This is a genomic window from Arenibacter sp. S6351L, assembly GCF_023016025.1.
Taxonomy (GTDB): Bacteria; Bacteroidota; Bacteroidia; order Flavobacteriales; family Flavobacteriaceae; genus Arenibacter; species Arenibacter algicola_B.
Window position 1 is genome coordinate 380,711 of record NZ_JALKBB010000001.1, and the last position, 23,600, is coordinate 404,310.

At 42.1% G+C, this 23,600-nt stretch carries 22 protein-coding genes and 1 tRNA gene; 16 read left to right on the plus strand and 7 right to left on the minus strand.

All coding sequences use genetic code 11. From position 1 onward, the window contains the following. Positions 1-283 precede the first annotated feature (283 nt). The 5 genes from MWU82_RS01510 to MWU82_RS01530 all read right to left on the minus strand — a co-directional run bounded on the left by MWU82_RS01510 (position 284) and on the right by MWU82_RS01530 (position 7,604). Entirely contained in the window at positions 284-1,507 is a 1,224-nt protein-coding gene (locus MWU82_RS01510; protein ID WP_247094980.1) for an exo-alpha-sialidase, read from the minus strand. Positions 1,508-1,587: 80 nt separating this feature from the next. Continuing rightward, the gene (locus MWU82_RS01515) at positions 1,588-2,748 is read right to left on the minus strand and encodes a sialidase family protein (RefSeq protein ID WP_247094981.1); all 1,161 of its coding nucleotides are present in this window, start codon (positions 2,746-2,748) and stop codon (positions 1,588-1,590) included. Positions 2,749-2,824: 76 nt separating this feature from the next. Continuing rightward, on the minus strand, positions 2,825-4,012 hold the full coding sequence (locus MWU82_RS01520) for a sialidase family protein (protein ID WP_247094982.1): 1,188 nt from the start codon (positions 4,010-4,012) through the stop codon (positions 2,825-2,827). Between the two features lie 91 nt (positions 4,013-4,103). Then, positions 4,104-5,885 (minus strand): L-fucose isomerase, encoded by a 1,782-nt coding sequence (locus tag MWU82_RS01525; RefSeq protein ID WP_247094983.1) that lies wholly within the window; start codon positions 5,883-5,885, stop codon positions 4,104-4,106. A 33-nt stretch (positions 5,886-5,918) separates the two neighbouring features. Continuing rightward, positions 5,919-7,604 carry a ribulokinase gene (locus MWU82_RS01530; protein ID WP_247094984.1) on the minus strand — a complete coding sequence of 562 codons (1,686 nt, stop codon included), beginning with the start codon at positions 7,602-7,604 and terminating at the stop codon, positions 5,919-5,921. 288 nt (positions 7,605-7,892) lie between these two features. On the opposite strand from MWU82_RS01530, the gene MWU82_RS01535 reads away from it, so the two are divergent. Beyond that, a tRNA-Arg gene (locus tag MWU82_RS01535) sits at positions 7,893-7,964 on the plus strand. Between the two features lie 236 nt (positions 7,965-8,200). Further along, complete coding sequence (locus MWU82_RS01540) at positions 8,201-9,460, plus strand: site-specific integrase (protein WP_247094985.1); 1,260 nt, start codon at positions 8,201-8,203, stop codon at positions 9,458-9,460. 418 nt (positions 9,461-9,878) lie between these two features. Here the strand turns inward: MWU82_RS01540 and MWU82_RS01545 are convergent, their stop codons facing one another. After that, positions 9,879-10,790 carry a helix-turn-helix domain-containing protein gene (locus tag MWU82_RS01545; protein ID WP_247094986.1) on the minus strand — a complete coding sequence of 304 codons (912 nt, stop codon included), beginning with the start codon at positions 10,788-10,790 and terminating at the stop codon, positions 9,879-9,881. 380 nt (positions 10,791-11,170) lie between these two features. Between MWU82_RS01545 and MWU82_RS01550 the strand changes: the two genes are divergently transcribed. The 14 genes from MWU82_RS01550 to MWU82_RS01615 all read left to right on the plus strand — a co-directional run bounded on the left by MWU82_RS01550 (position 11,171) and on the right by MWU82_RS01615 (position 22,761). After that, positions 11,171-11,887, plus strand: coding sequence for a Crp/Fnr family transcriptional regulator (locus tag MWU82_RS01550; protein WP_247094987.1), 717 nt, complete (start codon positions 11,171-11,173; stop codon positions 11,885-11,887). A gap of 87 nt (positions 11,888-11,974) precedes the next feature. Next, a complete protein-coding gene (locus MWU82_RS01555; protein ID WP_247094988.1) occupies positions 11,975-12,721 on the plus strand; it encodes a hypothetical protein in 747 nt (248 codons plus the stop codon). A 256-nt stretch (positions 12,722-12,977) separates the two neighbouring features. Beyond that, on the plus strand, positions 12,978-13,430 hold the full coding sequence (locus MWU82_RS01560; RefSeq protein ID WP_247094989.1) for a nuclear transport factor 2 family protein: 453 nt from the start codon (positions 12,978-12,980) through the stop codon (positions 13,428-13,430). A gap of 28 nt (positions 13,431-13,458) precedes the next feature. After that, a complete protein-coding gene (locus tag MWU82_RS01565) occupies positions 13,459-13,908 on the plus strand; it encodes a nuclear transport factor 2 family protein (protein ID WP_247094990.1) in 450 nt (149 codons plus the stop codon). Positions 13,909-13,922: 14 nt separating this feature from the next. Next, complete coding sequence (locus MWU82_RS01570) at positions 13,923-14,540, plus strand: flavodoxin (RefSeq protein WP_247094991.1); 618 nt, start codon at positions 13,923-13,925, stop codon at positions 14,538-14,540. Positions 14,541-14,583: 43 nt separating this feature from the next. Next, positions 14,584-15,027 carry a putative quinol monooxygenase gene (locus tag MWU82_RS01575; RefSeq protein WP_247094992.1) on the plus strand — a complete coding sequence of 148 codons (444 nt, stop codon included), beginning with the start codon at positions 14,584-14,586 and terminating at the stop codon, positions 15,025-15,027. A gap of 115 nt (positions 15,028-15,142) precedes the next feature. Next, a complete protein-coding gene (locus tag MWU82_RS01580) occupies positions 15,143-15,610 on the plus strand; it encodes a (2Fe-2S)-binding protein (protein ID WP_247094993.1) in 468 nt (155 codons plus the stop codon). A gap of 18 nt (positions 15,611-15,628) precedes the next feature. Next, on the plus strand, positions 15,629-17,887 hold the full coding sequence (locus MWU82_RS01585; protein WP_247094994.1) for a molybdopterin cofactor-binding domain-containing protein: 2,259 nt from the start codon (positions 15,629-15,631) through the stop codon (positions 17,885-17,887). Positions 17,888-18,462: 575 nt separating this feature from the next. After that, entirely contained in the window at positions 18,463-18,753 is a 291-nt protein-coding gene (locus MWU82_RS01590; protein ID WP_247094995.1) for a helix-turn-helix domain-containing protein, read from the plus strand. Then, entirely contained in the window at positions 18,747-19,940 is a 1,194-nt protein-coding gene (locus MWU82_RS01595; protein WP_247094996.1) for a virulence-associated E family protein, read from the plus strand. The genes MWU82_RS01590 and MWU82_RS01595 overlap by 7 nt, the downstream gene beginning before the upstream one ends. 227 nt (positions 19,941-20,167) lie before the next feature. Beyond that, entirely contained in the window at positions 20,168-21,031 is an 864-nt protein-coding gene (locus MWU82_RS01600; RefSeq protein ID WP_072859860.1) for a toprim domain-containing protein, read from the plus strand. Positions 21,032-21,116: 85 nt separating this feature from the next. Further along, positions 21,117-21,413, plus strand: a complete 297-nt coding sequence (gene mbpA, locus MWU82_RS01605; RefSeq protein ID WP_072859859.1) for a mobilization protein MbpA — start codon at positions 21,117-21,119, stop codon at positions 21,411-21,413. Then, positions 21,410-22,276 carry a relaxase/mobilization nuclease domain-containing protein gene (locus tag MWU82_RS01610; RefSeq protein WP_072859858.1) on the plus strand — a complete coding sequence of 289 codons (867 nt, stop codon included), beginning with the start codon at positions 21,410-21,412 and terminating at the stop codon, positions 22,274-22,276. Before mbpA ends, MWU82_RS01610 begins: the two co-directional genes overlap by 4 nt. Positions 22,277-22,296: 20 nt before the next feature. Next, a complete protein-coding gene (locus MWU82_RS01615; protein ID WP_072859857.1) occupies positions 22,297-22,761 on the plus strand; it encodes a DUF6730 family protein in 465 nt (154 codons plus the stop codon). Positions 22,762-22,810: 49 nt separating this feature from the next. Here MWU82_RS01615 and MWU82_RS01620 read toward each other — a convergent pair whose 3' ends face one another. Beyond that, complete coding sequence (locus tag MWU82_RS01620) at positions 22,811-23,158, minus strand: hypothetical protein (protein WP_072859856.1); 348 nt, start codon at positions 23,156-23,158, stop codon at positions 22,811-22,813. Between the last annotated feature and the right edge of the window lie 442 nt (positions 23,159-23,600).

Below are 23,600 nucleotides of genomic sequence, written 5' to 3' on the forward strand. Positions count from 1 at the left end.
TTGTTGGCTATTTAGGTTATATGGTATAAGCTCTAAAAGTAGGATATTCGTTCTACTTAAGTGTTGGTTAATTGTAAAATCCTCAAATTACTTTAATGGTCAAGACATTGGATTAATTGGTCTTGCCTAACGAAATTGATTTTCAGATTATTAATTTTTGCTTTATCGATTAAGCAATGATAATTAATTAATTCATAATATCAAAAGAAAGTGGATTTATTTTCAGGGGATGCTGGTTATGTAGGCTTAAATTACACTGCCCTCTATATGTTGAGGATGAAGTTTATTTATTGTTCATTTTGATTTCATCCAAATCCGAGACCTTTACTTTTACCACTTCTATTTTCTGTTTGGCATCCCCGGCAAAGGCTATCAATAAATATCCATCGTGTTCCAATACATGGGGGTAATCTATGTGTCTTCCTCCTACCAAATAACCCATTTTGGTAAAGACCATCCCATCATTACTAATAGCCAAGGTTAAAGGGTCCCTTTTTTTATAATTGGAATTGGAGACCAGGACATATCTTCCATCCTGTAATCGGAGGCCGTGAAATTTGGATCGGGCATCGGGGAAGTTGGTTTGCACCGGTGGACTCCAGGTACGGCCATTGTCGGTTGAGAAGGAGCGATATAAAAACCCACTTTTGCGATTGTCCCGAAATAGCCCCATCAAGTTTTTATTGTCGGGCAAGATCCACCAATAAGGCTCCTCCGCTTCCAGTTGTGTATTTGTTCCAAAAACAGGGTAAACTTCCCATTGATCAAACTGCTCTTCTGCACCCACCATAAAATCGACACCTTTTTCAACATAGTCAAAAGGCCTGCGCGACATTAACCACTCTCCTGTAGGTAATTTTTTGGGCGGAAAATTATTGATCGCATTTTCCATAACTATGCCATGGTACTCCCATGATTCTGATTCTTTGTTCCATTTAAAGGCATGGAGGGCCAAGGTTGGACCAAAAAAGCCTTTGGCCTCGTCCAATGAGGCCAATGCCAAAAATTCACCTTTGTATTCCCAAAAGCCTCTCGAAATCCACCTGAGGCCCTGATCTGTTCTAGTGTTGTAATTGGGGGATTCCGGGCCCGAGCCTTCAGGATAAGTGGTTAGGAATTTTGGTTTGTCCCATTGCAGACCATCGGTGCTGGTGGAATATTTAACTACCTGACCCACTCTATCTTCAACCCCGGGGCCATCGCTCCACATAATCCAATAACGATTGTCATGATAGGCCAAATAATTGTGTTGGTTAACACCATCTGGGGTAACATCGCTTACCATAGCATGCTCCACTGGGATTTTAGGCAGTTCATCAAAATCAATTTTATGTGGATCCTGGAGCCATTCTCCCTGCAGCATCAATTTAGAGGTGGGATTGGAAACCGGATTCGGATAATCTTCGGTTTTATCCTCTTTACATCCAGAGAATACAAGTAGAATAAGCATCATCAAAAACATGACAACAATAGACGGCCACTTTTTAAATATTTTATAATTCTCCATGCTTATCTTTTGGATGTCATAAGTGTTCTTTATAACAAATATCTTGTCAGTTGTTCTTTGGACCAATTACTATTTGCAGACTACAACTGCTTTGGGTCTATTACCACATGTTTAACAGATTGCCTTAAATAGGTATAGGTGATATGAACCAAGCCATCAGTTGTTTGAATAATGGCAGGGTATGAATATCCTGATTCGGCCGGTACATTTTCCAAGGTCATTACAGGCTTCCAATTGATGCCGTCATCGGATATCGCCAGATTGATCATATTTCTCCCCTTGGGTTCTTCTCCCTCTTTTGTGGTGTGATTGTATATAAGTAATTGTCTGTTGTCTTTTAGGGTCACAGCATCTGTTCCCGAATTGGGGTTTGGAAGCTCTGTCGCCGTCATTTTACTCCAGGTCCGGCCTTGATCCTCGGACCAACTTTGGGAAATTACATTTTGTCTCGTTCTACATAGAACTTGCATTTTACCATTGGGATAGGTAAGTATACTGGGCTGAATGGCATCAAATTCCTTCCCATCGTTAATTGGGCCTACAACTTCCCAGGTTTTGCCGTTGTCCTTACTTATTTCAAAGTGTACCATCCAATCCACATCCCCATCTTCTAATTTAATTTCTGTACTGGTAGGGCTAATGATAGTTCCGTCTTCCAATTGTATAGGTTTGTTTTTGACAGGTCCTAACAAATGTCCAATTTTCTCGTCGGTTCCCATTTTTTCTGGTTTGGACCATGTTATTCCACCATCGGGAGAAGTCATCAACATTCCCCACCATGTCCTAGGGTCAGGTCCTTCTTTATAGAACAACAACAGCGGACCTTCTGCCGGCTGAAACAGTACTGGATTCCAAAGAGGGTAACGCAGAGTGTCATTTTGCACGCCATTCACCACTTCTTCCGGCCATGTCCATTTACCATCTACCATGCGTGATACCCGAATACCAACATCTGGGTTCTTCTCATGGGTGCCTGCAAAAAATGCGCTCACCAGCCCGGTGGGTGTTTCCACTATGGTAGAGGCATGGCATTCCGGTGTGGGTTTGTTATCCAAGGGGTAGATAAGCTCCCCGCTGAGGTAGGCGCCTTGACCAGGTTGGGACAAGGGGGGCAATGTGAAATTACCTGTAATATCGTTGCCGCTTTTAAGTTCTTCTGTTGTTGCAGTTTTCTCCGTTTTGCTCTTGCAGGAGAAAATGATAAAAGTGAGTGCTGTTAGAAAATAGTGAATGCTTTTCATGGTGATTTTTGTTTTATCTATTTGACAATCAATAAATGGGAACTTATTTTAGGCTGTATGTTTATGATAATGAAATTTAATCTTCAGTGGATGGGGGATCCCAAATGGTAGCCGCAATATAGCGTTCCGGACCGGTGTTCTTGTCCATAAAATAATAAAGGGCCACTATTTTGCCGTCTGCCCGTTGCACTACCCTGGGGTAACCAAGATCTTTTCCGGAACCGTCATCACGCAGTACATAATCCTTGCTCCATGTACGTCCATTGTCTTTACTGATTTTTGCCCTGATTTCACTCTTGTCACGCTTGTTTTTGATATCCTTCTCCAATGCCCTGTATCCATATATCAGGCATATTCTTCCGTCTTTCATTTTAACTATGGCTGGGGGATTGCCCTGTCCACAATTTTCCACTGGGTTGGGCAAGGGGTTCCAGGTTAAACCATTATTTTGGGAAAGGTAGGCGTCAATAAATTGGCCCGATTCTTCCCTTCTGCGCGTAGTTACCAAAATTTCTTTATCGGATATTCTAACGGAAGCTGGCATGATGGAAAACCCTTCTGGTTCAGGTCCGATCCAAGAAACGAAGTCCCAATTCTTTCCACCATCAATAGTTTTTACACACATAACACGACCCTCTTTTCGATTGGCTTTGGCTGCAGTAAGAAATAGCATACACTCATTTTTACCATCAATAATATAGTCGGTTCGTGCTCCAATTCCAGGTGTATTAAAATTGGACAAGTTATACGGGCCTTCCCAATCGTGTCCCCTGTCATAGGAATACCAAATGCGTGATTCTGCCCCGTGGTGGTCCGTCATACGTACCGTAAAGGCCAGATTGGGGTTGGTAAAATCTATTTGTTCGGCAGGAATGGGTTCAGGAGCCTTTACGTCTTTTCTTAATTGCCCATGGTAACTGCCGTTATCGGGAACCACGAGATCTCCGTCTACCGCTCCAGGGTCTTCCACCGTCCATGTTTCACCCCCGTCAAGACTTCTGGCCAGCATATGGAGTTCCGTGTTTTCTTTATCGAAATTATGACGATCGGGACCCAAATCCTTGTAAGTGCCCTTTGAAAAACCTACCAAAATCTCATCGCCCCAATTCCATGCGCCATGGTTGGCGGGCCAGCCGCCGAACATACCGGACTCATAATATACTTTTACATGTTTTACAGATTCTTGTGCAAGCTGTGCATGTAGACTGAGGGTACAGAAAAAGTACAGCAGCGCAATAATCAAAGTGCATCTATTGTTAGTCATATATTTTGTGTCAGGGTGAGGACATAGTTTTTATTTTCTTCAATATATAAAATATGGTGGTTCCTTGTAGTCCGAAAAATCTATTACTGGCTTAATAAAGCGGGCCGTAATTCTGGCAAGCTCTGTAATCGGCTGCTTCTTGATCCATTCCAAAGGAAGCCCAATCCTTGGGTCTAAAAATACGCTCGGGTTCAACATTATGCATGTTTACAGGAATCCTAAGCATAGAACAGAGTGTTATTATTTCGTCTCCAAAATGGCCATAACTGAAAGCCCCGTGATTGGCTCCCCAATTATTCATAACGCTATAGACATCCTTAAATGCTTGATCTTGGTTCAATCTTGGGGCGAACCAAGTAGTAGGCCAAGTAGGATTGGTCCTCTCATCTAAAGTTTTATGTACTTCTTCAGGTAGTTCTACCGTCCATCCTTCAACTATTTGCATTACAGGCCCCAATCCTTTTACCACATTGATCCTACACATGGTTACGGGCATTTCGCCTTTGGTAACAAAATGGGAGGAGTATCCGCCTCCTCCAAAATACTCGTACATAGCTGGTGGCCAGTCTGTGGCTTCCAAGCATTTTTTAGCTTCTGATTCTGAAATCTCCCAGAACGGTTTCATGGCAGGTTTCCCATTTATTTGTTGTTGTCCTGTACCGTCCAACGTTGAAGATCCGGAATTGATCAAGTGGATTATACCATTGGCTGCTTTGCCCTTAAGCTTGTGACCAGTAACCCTTTCTATGGAAGCTGGACTCCAAAAGGTTCTTACATCGGAGAACATCTGTGCCTGGTTGGTCAATAGATAACCAAATAACATGGAGATGCCGTTTAAACTGTCATTTTCGGTGGCCATCATAAATGGTGGTCGAATTCCGCTCCAATCGAAGGAAGAGTTTAGGATGGCTTCCATAAAATCGCCATTGGGCATATAATCGTTCCATTGTCGTTGCCCTTGGAACCCGGCTGCAATGGCGCCGTGCCCTAGCGCTTCCTCTCCGAAGCCCAATTCGGCCAATTTTGGATTGCCGATCATTAAATCTCTGGAAATCAAGGTCATTTTAACGACGGTTTCCCATTCTTCATCCATGCGTTCCCTGGATTTCTGCAGGTCTTTTGCATTGTAATTTTTACCTTCCTTGCAGTTCTTCTTGGTCCATTTTAATGCTTTTTTAAATTCTTCCGGATCAAATATGCCGTTTTGCATCCTACGGTTTACCTCGCTCATATCTACATATTCGTTGCGCATCCCTAAGTAATCCTGAAAAAAACTTTCATTGACTATGGAACCGGCTATCCCCATGGAAACAGAACCTATGGATAGGTACGATTTACCGTTCATCATGGCCACCGCCAATCCGGCTTTGGTAAATTGCAATAACAGTTTTTGAACATCTTCAGGGATGTTCTCGTCATCGCTGTCCTGCACTTCTTTTCCGTAAATACTAAAGGCAGGCACCCCTTTTTGGGCATGTCCGGCCAAGGCGGCCGCTAAGTATACTGCCCCTGGTCTTTCCGTACCGTTAAATCCCCAAATGGCTTTTGGTCGCGTGGGGTTCATATCTATAGTTTCCGTTCCGTAACACCAGCATGATGTTACTGTGATGGAAAGTCCTACCCCTTCTCTAAGAAATTTTTCCTCACATTTTTGTGCTTCCGGCACCCGTCCAATGGTGGTGTCCGCAATGACACATTCTACTTTTGTTCCGTTATAGTTCTTAAGATTGTTGGAAAGAAAATCCGCTACTCGTTGCGCCATGGCCATGGTGGTCTGTTCCAATGACTCCCTTATACCGCCCAAACGGGCATCGATTACCGGTCTTATTCCTACTTTTGGTATTGCTCCTAGATGGTTGTGTTTGTTTTGCATTGCTTAAATTTTCTTGTATTAATTATTATTTTTTTAGGCTTTCTGTAATTCTTGGGTTTCTACAAAGTGGCCCAATGCGTTGTAATTGTCATATAGCTCCATATATTTTTTTGCATTTTCGGGGATGGGGTAATATTCTTTTTGAAATCCGCTGCCCATAGCATTTTGTGCTTCAAGAAAGGTATTGTAGATTCCCGAGGCTACCGCTGCTGCCATGGCCGCTCCAAGGGCACATGTCTGTTCCGATTTAATTATCCGAATAGGGAAGTTGAGGACATCGGCCAGGATCTGCATTACGAATTCGGACTTTTGGGCCACTCCGCCCATCGCGATAATACCGTCTATACGGACACCCTCGGCTTGGAATTGTTCTACTATTTTTTTGGAACCAAATGCCGTAGCTTCTACCAAGGCCCTAAAGATATGTGGGGCCGTAGTTCCCAAGGTCAGGCCTTGAATGGCGCCTTTAAGATTTTGATTGGAGTCCGGCGTTCTCCTGCCGTTCATCCAGTCGAGCGCAATTATTCCAGAAGTGTCGATTTCTATTTTACTGGCAGCCAAAGTCAATTCGGTAAGGATGCCATCGGCCATTTCTTCCAACAATTTTGATTTGGTTTCCCTGTCCAATAAGTTGCTGTCCCCAATGATTTTGTTTGCGGGCCACAGCAACAATTCCCTATACCAGGCATAAAGATCGCCGAAGGCAGATTGCCCGGCTTCCAGTCCGATCATATTTGGAAGAATGGACCCATCTACCTGTCCACAGATACCGCGGATGGCCTTATTTCCTATTTCTTCCGTAGGAGCAACGATCATATCGCAGGTAGAGGTGCCGATCACCTTTACCATATGGTAGGGTTTTATGGCGCTGCCAATGGCTCCAATATGGGCATCGATTGATCCTGTGCCAATAATTACATCTTTGGGCAGTCCCAATATTTGTGCCCAATCTTCGGAAATGGTTCCAACGGCCTGATCCGAGGTGTAGGTGTCTTTATATAAACGCTCTCTTAATCCGGTTAGGAGAGGGTCCAATCTGGACCAGAAGGTTTCCGGGGGCAGTCCGTCCCAGTCTGGGTGCCACATGGCCTTGTGCCCTGCCGCACACCTGCTTCTTTTTAAGCTTAGGGGATCGGTATTTCCTGTGAGGAGGGCCGGAATCCAGTCGCAGTGTTCTATCCAGGAGTGGGCCGCTTCACGTACTTTTTTATCTACGCGCAGGGTATGCAGTATCTTGGCCCAAAACCATTCTGAGGAATATTCCCCACCACTGTATTTGGTATAGTCAACGCCATTTTTTTGGTGTGCCAATTCGTTGATTTCCTTGGCTTCCCCAACGGCTGTATGATCTTTCCAAAGTATAAACATGCCGTGTGGATTTTCTTCAAAACCTGGGAGCATTGCCAAGGGGGTGCCCTCCTTGTTTATAGCTATGGGTGTTGAGCCGGTGGTGGCGACGGAAATAGCAGCTATGCCGTTTATGACTTCCTGGGAAAGGGGAGCAACAGTCTCTTTAATGGCTTTTTTTAGGCCTTCAATGTAATCCAAGGGGTGTTGTCTAAACTGATTGATTTCCGGTCGGCAGTACATGCCTTGGCCCCATCTTTCGTATAAGGCAACGGCCTGACCCATAATCTGGCCATTGCTGGTATCTATTATCATGGTTCTTACGGAATCCGTTCCATAGTCGACCCCAAGGGTATATTTCCGGTTTTGCATAAGTGGTTGGATCAGTTATTTAAATTAATTTAAACGTTTAAGCAAGCAATGTAAAAAATTATCTCCATACTCCTGTTATAAATCTGATTTTTTAACAAATGGGAATATTGATGAATAATTGAGGTTTTTTGAGGCCCTAAAATGCGATTTTCCAGGGTGTCTGTCGTAAAAAGTCACTCAAAAATCGCAGCCCATTGCAATTATTCAAAAACTATCCATAAAGTATCGAGTATTTTTATCAAATAAATTTTACTTTTGCACCCGCGGTTTAGATAATAAACTGCCAATGGCCTCATAGTTCAACGGATAGAATAGAAGTTTCCTAAACTTTAGATCCAAGTTCGATTCTTGGTGAGGTCACTTTTTAACTTGTAAAGTGGGTTAAATTAATACAAATTTAACTGATTTACAGTGTTTTAGATATATTTTGATATCAAATGATGTCATTTGATATCAAACGATAGAGTTCACAAATCGTCAACATTTTTTTTAAATGTTTTCGTAACTTGAAGCAACTTATTTTCAAGGTCTAAGATGAACTTTTTTTGGTGATTTGACTTTCGTCTTCAATTTAGTTCAACTTAAAGATGATTGTTATGCGCTCTACCACAACATTTTCTATCCTATTCTGGATATACGCTAAAAGAACCAAGAACAACCTTGCTCCGCTCTATGCAAGAATAACCGTAGATGGGAAAAAGCTCAATATTAGCCTTAAGAGGCGAATCGATATACAGCTTTGGAACCCTCAGAAGCAAAGGATAAAGGGAACGGGTAAAAATGCTCGGGACCACAATCAATACCTTGACGAGGTGCATTCCAATCTTTTTCAATGCTATCAGGAATTAAGGGCAGAGGGCAGGCGTATCACTCCCCAGATAATCAAATCCAAATTTGTTGGGGATGCTAAAGTAGTGCATTACACAATAAAGGATATTATCGAATATCACAATGCCAAAATGTTCCACAAACTCCATCACAATACTTCACGGCTATACCTCATTAGCCAAAAGTATATCCTACTTTTTTTAAAAAAAGAATACAGGTTGGATAACATTGAGCTGGCCGCACTGGACTACCAGTTTATCCTGAACTTTGAGAATTTCCTCCGTGGGCATACCCCACGGCATTATCAAAAGAAAATAGGGAATAATGCGGTCATGAAGCATATACAGCGACTTCGCAGAATGGTTACCCTGGCATATCAAATTGAATGGATAGACAAGGACCCTTTCCGTAAATTTAAACAAAAATTGGTGCCCACACACAGGGGGTATTTAACTGCCAAAGAACTGAAGAACTTGGAGGAATTGGAAATTGACTCCGAACGATTAAAAACGGTAAGGGATATGTTCATATTCAGTTGTTATACGGGTATCAGCTATGCAGATTTAATGCTGCTTACCAAGCAAAGTGTGGTATTGGGAATAGACGGAACATACTGGATCATTACCAAGAGGCAAAAAACGGGCAATGCAGTCAAAATTCCGTTGCTTTCAAAAGCTTTTGACCTGATAAAAAGTTATATGAAAGATAAACGCTCTATTGTGAACGGCACCTTGTTCCCGAAAATATCAAATCAAAAACTAAATGCCTATTTAAAGGAAATAGCCCAGCCGGCGGGAATCCAAAAGAACCTCACCTTTCATATGGCTAGGCATACTTTCGCTACCACTGTCACCTTAACCAATGGGGTGCCCATTGAAACCATTTCTAAAATGCTGGGGCATACGAAACTGGCAACAACTCAAATTTACGCCAAGGTCATCGAGAGAAAGGTATCAGATGATATGCAATTGTTAAGGGAGAAATTGGAAGTAGATATTGAAGTTGGGGTACCAGAATTGGAAAACTGATCGAATCAGAAATGTTCAAACAATTTAATACTTAATAATTTTCTCATATGGGATTGCCTAGTTTAGCACCTCTCACCTCAAAATCTGGTTTGTTGGGATTTGTTTGAACATAAACTACAGGTGGCTCGAATGGCCATAAAGAATGGATGAGGAAGGAATATTTTTACGCTTGTACGTTAGCTGGCGGAGTATCCTCAATTACCCCTTCAACAAACATACAGTGTTTATGGCCATTTTACGTATTGTCTAATACAATTCATAATATTACCGTTCTTGTTCACGGATCCAATACAGGGTTTATGAAAGTTAAATTGCCTTTGACATCCTTGTTAGAGTAGGCATATGTTGTAATCGTTATTTCCAATCCCTTTCTGAATGAATCCATCTGATTTTCATATACATCGAAACTAGTCGAGACTCAATTCAAATTCCTAAATTCACTCGGCGAATGACCTACCCGCTGTTTAAAGAGTCTGGTAAAATGCTGTGGATATTTGAAACCTAGTTCATACGCTATCTCACTAACCGACTTTGAAGAATCAAATACCCTTTCTTTGGCCACTTCGATCATTTTTTTTTGAATATACTCTTGTGCGGATATACCTGTCTCTTTTTTTACCAGATCTCCAAAGTAATTGGAAGATAAGTGTAATCGCTCTGCAAAATAACCTACCGTAGGAGTGCCATACTTATGCGGCTTATCTGAAGTGAAATATTCGTTCAAAAATTCATCGAATTCTTGCATGGAACTAATATTTTCAATCTCACGGGTCAAGAATTGCCGGTCATAGAAACGTGTGCAATAGTTCAAAAAGAGCTCGATGTTAGCTACAATCAGTTTTTTGCTGTGCTTGTCCAGGTTCTGCTCCAGTTCAAACTGAATTTTTTCCAATAAGCTTAAGATCACCTTACGTTCTTTTGCTGAGAGATGGAGCGCCTCGTTACTTGAATAGGCAAAAAAATTATAGCTATGCATTTTTTTTCCCAATTCGGTACCCAATAATAGGTCTGGATGAAACAGCATCGCATAGCCCTTGGGCACGTAATCGGGATCAAAACCGCCAAGCTCTATGGTCTGGTTGGGAGCCATAAAGACCAGGGTTCCCTCGTCATAATCGTAAGGTTTGCCTCCATATTGCAGTTTGCATCCCTTGGCATCCTTCAAGAAAATAGCATAACAATGAAAATGAAAGGCATCATAATCTTTGTTCACATATCCTTTCTTGTTCACCTCCACAAAATCAACGATACCCACCGATGGATGCAAAACCTCTTGATTTCTCAAGTTTAGGTAATCACCAACCGTATTGATGTGCAGTACATTTTTCATGGACTTGTGATTTTTTGTTAAATATAAGCCATTGATTACCAGTAAATCAAGCTTCATGTTCGAAATCTGTAATCATGGTAGGTATATCCGTAATCTGGGTATGCTTTTTTGGTTATTGACATACTACCTTTGTGTGAGATGAATAATAAGTAGGGGAGTCAAGGGTTCGACTATACATTCCAGACTCACTTAGGAGATAACTTTTTAATAAGAGTAGGATGAAAAAAAAGAATACTAGGAAAAGATCTTGAAGTATCTGAAGTCGGACTTGGATGTATGGGAATGAGCTATGGTTACTGACCTGCCAAGGATGAAAAGGAAATGACTCAATTGATGCGAAATGAGCTCGAAATGGGAGTCGATTTTTTGATACCGCTGAAGTGTACGGTCCTTACATCAATGAAGAATTGGTGGGAAAGGCCTTAAAGCCGTTTAAGAGTGAGGTGAAAATAGCAACCCAATTCGGGTTTGGTTATAACGTTGGAAAAGCTGTAACTTTCAGTATGGAATCCGTACCTTTAATTAAACATTTCGAAACCTACCTCCCTTTTGAAGAATCTGAAATTTTATTGATCGAAAGCAGGATTTCGAGTCGTAAACTAAAACGCCGTGAACACCTTATAATTACGGGCGACATCTGTAGACATTACACATTTGTGGTCAAAGGAGTTTTGCGGATGTACGGGATTGACCCAAACGGGAGGGAACATAATATTCTATTCGCTGGCGAAAATGATTGGATTGCTGATATTACCAGTTTTCATGATGCCAAACCAGGCGAATCTAATATTCAAGCTATTGAACCCTCCGAAATTGTTCAGATTGCGCAACAAGACTTGTATCATTTGTATTTAAACATTCCGAAACTAGACCGCATCTTTAAAGTGATTACCGAAGAAAAATATGTAGAGTTACAAAACAGGGTCTTTCAAAACATAAGTTCTACTGCACAGCAACGGTATACATATTTCCAAGAGAAATACCCGCATTTGGCCTCCAGATTGCCTAATACACAAATTGCTTCTTATCTGGGTATAACCCCCGAATTTTTGAGCATTATTCGAAAGGAAATGGTAAAGGGGAGATCCAAAAAATAATGGGCTGTTCATTTTTCTTAAACTAGTTTAAGGGTAATACTTTCATGGTCTTTCCATCTTTGTAATATTATTTTAAAATTTAAAATCATGAAATTATACCTTGTATTATTCATTGGTCTATGGGCAACTAGCTCTATAGGTCAGAACCTAAAACTAAAGAACCAGGAATTTGAATTACACAATGCAAGAGGCTCCATTATTAAATTTCAAGGAAAAAAAGTACTGAAAATTGAACGGGATCTAGAGGCGTTGCCTTTTGATGAGAATAATATTGAAGCAACTGTAGATGAACCCCACTATGCCCGGTTAATTGGACTGGAAGATTTTGAAAATGGTACAATTGAAGTCAAAATGTACAGCCAATTACAAGATCCCGCACCCTACCCTGGTATTGCTGGATTCATAGGGGTGTATTTTAGGATTAAAGATGACGACTCTGCTTTTGATGGGATTTATGTTAGGCCAAAAGTAGGTCGAGTAAATAATCAGCAGTACAGAAATCATACTGTACAATATATTTCTTATCCACATGCAAAATTTGACATGTTGCGAAAATCAGATCCGGGAAAATACGAAAGTTCTGCCCCAGTTGATTTAAATGAATGGATTACTATGAGAATTGAAGTGAACGGAGATTTTGCAGAGATGTTCATCAATAATGCAAAGTACTCTACTTTTGTGGTAGATAAGTTGTTAGGAACTAATAAGATTGGAGCAGTTGGTCTTTATGTTGATATTGGTACTATCGGGTATTTTAAAGATTTAAAGGTTACGAAACACGCCTTTAAAAAGAATGAAAAAGATAAAGATAATGTAAAGGTTAATGATATTTAATCTTGTGATTGTTCAAGATCAATTATTTATAGCTTATCGATTTCAATAATCTAATCCTGTATAAGTTTAAGAGCCCTTTTTTAAAAAGGCCTTTTGCATTAATTATAGTTAATATTTTGATAACAAATGATTTACCTTTCTTTAATCCGTAATAATGGTAGAATAATCCGTAACTAAGGTATGCGGTCTGACTTTTATATAATATAAGTTTGGTAAAGGTATTTTTTGTAATAATAAACCGTTTAATAATTATAATATGAGAGTAATAGTAATAGGATTTTTTTTAGCGTTGTTGAGTGCACCTTCCTTCTCTCAAAGCGCCGGAATCGACGAAGAAATCAAGGAACTTTCCAAACAAAAATGGCAATGGATGGCCGATAAAAATGTGGACAAGCTGGCAACCCTTTTCCATGACAAATCAAAATTTGTACACATGAGCGGCTCCTGGAAAAAGGACAGGGAACTTGAAATCATAAAAACCGGAAGCATTTGGTACAAAAATGCCGACGTACATGATGTGGCCGTGGAAGTTTTTGGGGATGATACCGTGGTACTCTGGAACCGCATTACGCTCACGGCGCACGTAAGGGGAAATGATGTTACGACGGAGTTTACCGTAACGGAATTTTATCAGAAGGAAGGGAATGATTGGAAATTGCTGGACCTGACCTTTAGCAGTGTAAGGGACACACATGAAATTGAACATTAATAAGTTTTAATCCTTTAAAAAATATAACATGAACATAAAAGCGACCATTTTTGGACTTTTTGTCTTTTTTATAAGCGGACAAATAGTCTTGGCACAATCCACGGACCTAGAAAAAGAAATCACGGAGTTATCCCAACAAAAATGGCAATGGATGGCCGACAAGGATGCCGACAAACTTGCGGAACTTTTCCATGACAAGGCCAAGTTTGTGCACATGGGCGGCACCTGGGGCAAAGACCGTGAAGTGGACATCATTAGAAACGGATTCATCCATTACAAAAAGGCTGATGTCCATGAAGTCATGGTCGAAGTGTTGAACGATAATACAGTCATTCTTTGGAACCAAATAACACTATTGGCGGTCGTTGGTGACAATGAGGTTACCACACCCTTCATGGTAACAGAAGTTTATGTAAAGCAAAATGACAGATGGAAATTGGCAGACTTGACCTTCAGCAAACTCCTTACAAGAGACTAGAATAATTCGATGTCATGAAATTTGTAGCCTACACTTTGTGTTTATTTTTTTCCCTTGGCTTAGCCAATTTGGGGTGGGGAGAGTTCGGTGTAATAGGAAATTGCCAGATTCCTGAAAGGACGCTGATTATTTATCTCTCCCGCACCAACAATACCAAGGCCGTTTCCAAAATGATACATGAGCAGGTGGGCGGTAAGCTGATTGCGCTGGAATTGGAGAACCCCTATCCGGAGGATTACGATGCCATCGTACAGCAGGTGGCCCAAGAAAACAAAAGCGGGTTCCTGCCCCCCTTGAAAACGAAGTTGGATATGGATACTTATGATACCATTTTCTTGGGATTCCCTACTTGGGGCATGCAACTGCCGCCGCCTGTAAAAAGCTTTTTAAAGGAATACGATTTGACAGGCAAGACGATCATTCCCTTTAATACCAATGCAGGATATGGATTGGGGAGCAGCCTGAAGACATTGAGGGAGCTGAGCCCCAAGAGCACCATTCTAGATGAATTTTCAGTAAAGGGGGGAGTGGAACGGAACGGTATTTATTTTGTGATGGAAGGAAAACGGAAAGTCGAGGTCAGGGAAGCGGTACAACAGTGGTTGAAACGAATACAGGTTTTAAAGGACTAAATTACTGTATTTCAAAGAAGTATAATTCGATAACAACAATTGCATGAAACGTTTAAGTTTATATAAAATTTGTTCGATTGTTTTATGTAGTATGATGACCGTTATTGTTTCTAGCCAAGAAAATGCGTTCGATAAGCAAACATATACATTGGAAAACATGATGGTTCGAATCGCAAAGATCGAAGTGGAAGAGGATTACCTTGAGGAATACATAGCTCTCCTTAAAGAGGAAGCGGAAGCCTCCGTCCGATTGGAGCCAGGGGTCATCTGTATCTATCCCATGTTCCAGAAAGAAAAGCCTACCCAAATCCGATTGTTGGAAATCTATGCGGACAAGGGCGCCTACGAATCACATTTGCAGAGTCCTCATTTCAAGCATTATAAAGAGACTACCCTACCAATGATAAAATCCTTGCAATTGGTGGAAATGGAAGCGATTGATAAGGAAACCATGGCAAGTATCTTCAAGAAGATGAAAACGCAATGAAGATGTGAAAATGACATTTATTCAATAAAAATCAACAGAATAGTAGAGGGTTTTGAAATACTAAATCCCATAAAATCAGTAACTTTAGAACAGTCGCTATAAAAACAAGAATATCATGGCATCATTTACACTCAACATCAACGGAAAAACACAGGAGGTGGACGTCGACCCGAACACTCCCATGCTCTGGGTACTGCGTGACCACCTAAAATTGGTCGGCACAAAATATGGCTGCGGTATCGCGCAATGCGGGGCCTGTACCATCCATTTGGGCGACAGTGCGGTACGCTCGTGCCAATTACCGGTATCGGCTGTGGCCGAACAGCAAATCACGACCATCGAGGGGCTTTCCGAAAACGGCGACCACCCGGTACAACAGGCATGGCTGGAGGTCGATGTCCCCCAATGCGGCTATTGCCAAGCAGGACAGATCATGACCGCCTCGGCTTTGCTCATTCAGAACCCGAAACCCTCGGACACGGAGATTGAAACAGCCATGGACGGGAACATATGTCGATGCGGAACGTATACACGTATCAAGAAGGCCGTGCAATTGGCGGCAGGTAACCCAACCAATTCATAATTCTAAAAATATAAAACCATGACACTCGTAAAGACAAAAATTGGAAGACGCGCCTTCATCAGAAATACAAGCTTGGCAAGTGGCGGCTTGGTCTTGGGTTTTAATATGTTCAATTCCTGTAAGCCGAAGCAGACAGAGACCATAGCAATACGGAAAATGCCCAAGGAATGGTTTGAGATAAACTCATACCTTAAAATTGGGGAAAACGGATTGGTTACCATTATGGCGCCCAACCCGGAATTTGGGCAAGGGGTCATCACGTCGATGCCCATGATCGTGGCCGATGAACTGGATGTCGCATGGAAGGATGTATTGGTAGAACAGGCTAATTATGATTCCAAGGAGTATGGCCCACAATTTACCGGAGGTAGCCAGGGGATACGTAGAGGCTGGGAAAGTCTACGTATGGCAGGGGCCGCCGCAAAACAGATGTTGAAGGAAGCCGCGGCCCAGATTTGGCAGGTTCCGGTAGCCGAGATTATAGTTTCTGAAGGTGTTTTGAGCCATAGGGCCTCAGGAAGTTCGGCAGGGTATGGCGAAATGGCTGCCGCTGCTGCGAAACTGGAGGTTCCCGAAGAAGTTCCCTTAAAGGCGGTAAAAGACTTTACCATCATCGGGAAATCAAAAAAGAGCGTGGAAAACCACAAAATCGTTACTGGGAAACCCCTCTTTGGTATAGATTATCAGTATGAAGATGCTTTAATTGCCATGGTCGAGCATCCTCCCGCATTTGGCCTGAAGTTAAAAACCTACGATTCTACCGAGGTACGCACCATGCCCGGCATTGTGGATGTGTTCACTATAAAGACACTTGAGGATGACTTTAAACGCGGATATTTTGACACCAACGCCTTCACCGACCTGATCGCGGTTGTGGGCAAAAGTACTTGGGAGGTCATGAACGCCAAAAAGAAGTTGATGGCGGAATGGGAGCCTATTGCCGATTCTACCTTCAAAATGGACCGCTTTGGAACGGAAATTGATGTGGAGGTGCCCAAAGGACTGGAGAGTACGGAGGCACACTACGAAAAAATGAAGGCAATGGCCGGGAAATCTGGCACTGCGGTCCGTAAGGATGGTAATCCGGAGATAGCTTTCAAAAACGCTGTCCAAGTCATTGAAAGATCTTATACTTGTCCCTTTCTAGCCCATAACTGTATGGAGCCTATGAACTTTTTTGCCCATGTGACCGGTGAGGGAGCAAAGCTCGCAGGACCCCTACAGGCACCAAGCTTAACAGGAGCTACGGTGGCATCGCGTTTGGGAATACCCGTGGAAAAAGTCGATATTGAACTGACCCGTATGGGCGGTGGATTTGGTAGAAGGGCATACGGACATTATGCTGTTGAAGCGGCACTTATCTCACAACAGGCGAAAGCACCTGTAAAATTGGTCTACAGCCGTGAGGATGATATGACCGCTGGTATTTACCGTCCGTCCTATCACGCCACCTACAAGGCGGCATTGGATGAAAACAACAATCTGGTTGCATTTCATGTAAAAGCAGGCGGGATTCCGGAAACTCCGTTGTTCGCCAACCGTTTCCCCGCTGGGGCGGTGGACAATTATCTTGCCGAACAATGGGAGGTAAAATCCAATATCACCATTGGGGCCTTTAGAGCCCCGCGATCCAATTTTGTAGCCGGGGTGGAACAAGCATTTTTGGACGAGGTGGCCGAAGCCGCTGGAAAGGACCCCATCGATTTCCGTTTGGAATTGTTGGAAAGGGTCAAAAACAATCCGGTTGGTAAGGAAAACGATTATGAACCAGACCGATTGGCAGGTGTTCTCAAACTGGTACGCGAAAAATCGAATTGGGAAGAAGTTCCATCAGGGGTCCATAGAGGTGTATCTGCCTATTTCTGCCACAACAGCTATGCCGCCCATGTGGTAGACGTAGTTATTGAGGGCGACACCCCAAAAGTCCAGAAGGTGGTCTGTGCCGTTGATTGTGGCATTGTGGTAAACCCCGATGCAGCAACCAATATGGCCGAAGGAGCCATTGTGGACGGAATTGGCAATGCCATGTTCGGAGAGCTAACCTTTAAGGAAGGCCGAACCGAGCAGAAAAACTTTGACAGGTACAAGATGATCCGCCATAGTGAAGCACCAAATAAAATAGAAGTCCATTTCGTAAAGAACGACATCGACCCCACGGGATTGGGCGAACCCCCGTTCCCACCCGTCTTCGGGGCATTGGCCAATGCACTTTATAAAGCCACTGGACAACGACATTATCATCAGCCTTTTGTTTCACAAAAACAGTTGATAGGTTGAATTGCTCTTATTAATGTTTCATTAAAGGAATGTCCCAATATGCAGTTGGTACCATGACGCCCCATATCTAAGTCACTTACTGAAGTTTAAATTCCCACGATCTTAGGCTATCCCACAATTATTGATTTGATATCAATACTAGTCATGTTGTGGATGGCATTTGTGATCTTGGTTGATCGTGTTATTAGTAAGGTATTTTGAAATTGTTGATATTTGAGTAATGGATATAATTCGATTGATCCAAATCCCTAAATCCCTCTTTTTTGAGATTATAGTTGTCCTGATTACTTCGTTTAATTGTTAATAACTGCCATTATTCAAATAAAGGGTCATTTTAACAGTGATTTTTTTTGACATCAATTGATATCATATGACATCAAATAAAATCATTAAGTATGAAAGGCAATATTATTAGGTATAGTTTGTGGTAATTTGTTGTTATTCAATTAGTTGTGGATAACTATTTTTGTTTCTTCCCTTTTTCATTTTCCTATTTTCATACATTTAACCAACTACAATACTGTAGGAAAACAAAAGCGCTTTTGTTCATTCTGTAACCCTAAAAAAGAAACAAAATGGACAATATTTTTATACTCGAACGACTGGATCGTTTGGAAAGACTATTGACGGCCCATAAAGAGGTACTGACCTTTGAGGAAACCTGTGACTATACCGGTATATCCAGAAGCTATCTTTACAAACTTACTTCCTCTGGAAATATTCCACATTCCAAGCCCAACGGGAAACTGATCTTCTTTGAAAAGAAGAAGCTGAACGACTGGCTACTGCAAAATAGTATTTTGTCCCCAGGCTATATCGAGAACAATACCAAGAGAGATACTTCCAAAAATTCAAGTTCATGTTAGCTGGTGAAAGGACAGATGGCCTTTACAAGGTAAAGGATGCCAAAAAAAAGACCATCTATGACTATACGATCGAATACCTGGAAGAGAAGTATGACATTATGTACAACGAGATATCCCATGATTTCCAGATATCCTGTAAACAGTCAACCGAATGGTCCTATCTGAACCTCAATTCCCTGATCATTGAACTGGCCAAGGCAGGTGTGGATATCAGCACTGGGAAACTGGAAATCCTGATCAGATCGGAACTCATCCCGAAATACAATCCTATCAGGGCGTATTTTGATTCACTTCGGAAATGGGACGGGGAGGACCATATCTTAAAATTGGCCTCCTACGTTCCCACCTATGATGATACGGCCTTTGTCTATCACCTCAAAAAATGGTTGGTCAGGGCCATAAAATGTGCCCTGGAACCGGCCTATTTCAATAAACAGGCCCTGATCATCAGCCACAAGGGACAAAGCTCGGGCAAATCCACCTGGTGCCGCTTTATCTGCCCCCCGGAACTCTCCGATTATATGGCAGAGGACATCAGCAACGACAAGGACGCACGCATCCAATTGTGCCGCAATTTTCTGTACAACCTGGACGAATTGGCCGTACTGACCAAAAAGGATGTGAACGCCCTGAAAGCATTCTTTTCCAAGACCTTTATCAATGAACGCCTTCCCTATGACAGGAAGAATACGACCCTTCCCAGGATCTGTTCCTTTTTGGGCTCCACCAATATGTCCTCTTTTCTGAACGACGAGACCGGGTCCGTGCGTTGGCTGTGCTTTGAACTCAAGGACAGGATAGATTTCTCCTATTCCAAGGAAATGGAGATCAAGGACGTCTGGATGCAGGCATACCATCTCGCCTATCATGATCCCAATTTCAATCCGGAGCTCACCTTGACCGATATTTTGGAGAACGAGGAGCGCAATAAAAAATACACCAAATTGACCACCGAGGAGGAACTGGTCTCCAAATACTTTGAAAAATCCAACGACATAGTGGATTTCGTGACAGCCTCGGACGTGTTGGTGAAGTTAAGGCACCTCAATCTGAGACTGAACCAGATCAACCTGGGGCGGGCACTGTCCGGGTTCAACTTCCAAAGGGTAAAACATCCCAAGCGGCAGGTCTATGGGTATCTGGCCAGACCGGTATTTACTGATAGCCCTCTGGAGATGGAAGTTTAAAAAAAGTGCATAAGTACCTACCTAGTTACCTAATGGACCATGACCTTCCCAACAGCGGGTGCTACCTTAAGGTAGGATATATTAACCTTTGGTTACCTAGGTATTACCTAACCTACCTTTTAGGGTAGGATGGGTAACATCAAAATCAGTACTACCTAGGTTCTTAACCTATATAAACAGGGACTTAGGTAAGAAGGTAAGAGAAAACCCAACAAAAGAACCGGCTGATGAAAAGAAAAAAAACATTTAGGACACGGTGTGAAACAGCCCGGGATTTTCCCATCGAAAAGGCGCTGGCAAAACTCGGGCACTTTCCCACCCGGACAACGGTCAAAGAAGCTTGGTTCCTGAGTCCTTTCAGGTCAGAAACCCAAGCCTCTTTCAAGGTGTCCAGGTTATTGAACAGATGGTACGACCATGGGGCGGGGAAAGGGGGCAACGTGATCGACCTGATCTGTCTTCTGAAAAGATCATCGGTTAAGGAAACCTTGGATTGGTTGGAAAACGGCCAGATCTCTTTTTCTTTTCACCAGCAACTTTTTAACGGATTTGAGGAAGAGAGGATCAAAATCAGGGATGTAATGGAACTGCGCCATCTTGCCCTAAAGGAGTATGTGGAAAAAAGGGGAATTTCCCTAACAACTGTCAAGAGACTATGCAGGGAAGTACACTATAGCTTGAGGGACGGCATGTACTTCGCCATCGGGTTGCAGAACGATTCTTATGGATGGGAACTACGCAATAAATATGTAAAGAACTCAAGTTCCCCAAAGGATATGACATACATCAATTATGGTAACCGTGGTCTTGTCATCACCGAGGGTATGTTCGACATGTTGAGCCTTTTGGAACGGGACAAAGAACTAAGAGAGGGGAACGACCTTCTGATATTGAACTCCCTGGCCTTTGTAGAAAAAGCGTTTGGACTAATTGATAGTTATGAATCCATAGCGCTCTATCTGGACAATGACAAAGCTGGAAAAAGAGCAGTTGGAATATTAATGGAACAGAGCCCAAAATTCAGGGACATGTCCTATGTGTACAAGGATTTCAAAGATGTGAACGCATGGTGGATGTCGAAAAAACTATGACCCTTCAGGGAAGGAATTCAAGATGTGTCTTTGTTGCCACAAAGACGATCTTGCTTTGCTCCCGAAGGTCGCAAAGAAGTAAAAAATGAAAAGGACCTATATCAGATTCAGATGTTCCCTATTCGAGAAGAAACTGCTAAGAATCAAGGCCAAAAAGAGCGGTCTGAGCGTCAGCGAATATTGTCGTCGTGCCGCTTTCGGGGACAAGATTATCGAACGTCTGACCGAAGAACAGATAGATATCTATAAGATGCTGATCAAGTATGCGGTTAACTTTAAACTGATCGGGAACATGTTCCGAAAACGAAATCCCAAACTAGCAGAAGAGGTCACAAAACTGGCCGAAGAAATACGGGACCACCTTTATAATTTCAAAAAATGATAGGCAAGGGCAAATCTATATCGCACACCGGGGCTTCCATGTCCTATGGCTGGAAACAGGAGAAGGATGCAGAGGTCGTATTCTCCCAACATCTGGCCGGGGAAAACCCCGAACAGATTACGGAAGAATTCAAGATCATCCAAGAGCAGAATGCCAGGTGCACGAACAATACCCTGAGCTTTGTCCTCAGCCCTACCATCGAGGACGGAAAGAAACTTAGCTCCAAGGCCCTCAAAGAGATTACGGAAAAGTTCCTCAAGGAAATGAAATTGCTGGAGCATCAGGCCATCGGCTTTGTACATAGGGACCAACAGCATACCCATGTCCATGTGTACGTGAACCGAATAGATTTTAATGGTAAGGCCTATAATGACAGTTTTATCGGAAAAAGGAGCCAGCAGGCCGCGGAACGGGTGGCGGAGAAATTGGGGTTCACCACGGTACGGGAAGTACAACTGGAAAAATTGGACCATATCAAACTTATACGATTTGAGATCAAACAGGTACATGAAAAGGTCATGGCCGAACACCGCCCCAAGGATCTGGACCGGTATATCAGATTAATGGGGGAAAAGGATATAAATGTTGTGCCCAGCATCAACAAGTCGAACCAATTGCAGGGATTCCGATTTGAATTTAAAGGACATAGCTTAAAGGGGAGCGAGGTGCACCGTTCCATGTCAGGCAGCAGATTGGCCATAGGGATAGAGGAACATGCAGGAAGGGGCTTCGTCAAAAACAAGGACAATACCGTCAGCCTCTTAGGAAAGGCCACGGAGCTCAGTGGGAACATTGCCATGAAGGTAGCGAAAAAGGTTATTGTGAAGACCATTAAAAAAGGTATGGGAATCGAGATAGGATAGTAATAATTAAAGATTAAGATATGGCAAGGTTGGACGAGATTACGGAACTATTGACCGACGAATTGGATGGATTGAAACAGATGCTGGTGAAACTGGAGACCTTGAGCAAGGAACTCACGGGTTCGGAAACGGTACAGGATATTTCGACGATCAGAAAAGAACTGAAGGAACTCAACAGAACACAGGAGGATTATTTTAAAGTACAGGATGGACGAACGATTCAAATAGAGGATCAATTGAAAAAGTCGCAGATTATCCCTGAATGGCTATTGTTCATGGTTAGTTTGGTCCTTATCCTATCCCTGTCAATATCTGGCTATTTGGGCTATCAGGTGGTACAGTTCGAAGAAGAAAAGGTGAAAGCCTTCGAAGAAGGAAAAGTGGTTATTTCAAAGGAACTGAATAGCTTTTTTAAACAGCATCCTGATATCTATAAGGGGTTTCTGGAATGGTCCAGAAAAGCGGAAAATACAGATCAAAACTAGGTTGAAGTTTATATACACCCCACTTATTAAATATAGATAATCAATACTTTTATTCCAGTTCCATTTTGGTGATCTCAAATGGCATGGCGCATATATCCTCCGTTTCAAAGGTCTCGTACATATACCCACTAAACCTTACCTTTAGACCATCCTCCTTAAATTCTTCTGAAAGGTTGCAGGGGGCCAAAGGGAGGTATATGTTAGGAGGTGTAGAAATTCCAATTATGGTATAATTTGACTGACAGCCATCATTGTCAATTTCGCCAATAAGATCTGTAAACCTTGCTTCAATTTTTCTGTTCTCCTCCTGAAAACAATTCGGCAGGGAGTCATCATTGGAGCACGAGTTAATGGTGACAAGTAACACTAATATTTTAATCACAATCCTTATATTCATAATGACTTTTTTTAGAAATGAACATACACTGTAGAAAAACATTGTTCTAGATTATATATTGATGATGCATTTAAATCAAAATAGTTGCTCGTTCGCAACTGAAATATCTAATTAATAGTTTATTGGGGAAGTAAAAAAATAGACCAAACTTACTTCCTTGTACTCAGAAGTTGATCGTTAATGTTTGGTTGCAAATTTATCCAGTAATTAGGATAGTTTGTGGTAGTTATATTACCCTGAAACTAATTTTCCAATCAAGGGTCAGTAGGTTGCGCCCTAATTCGATTTTATGTAACGCTTATCTACCTGAACACTATAAAATCGAAATAGGATCCACGCGCAAAGTTTTTGTAAGATTTGGGGAGAAAAGCTCTAGCCAAATTAAGACCTGTAACAGCCATCAAAAAATTAATAGTGGGGTCAAATTCAATAATTCTGTATC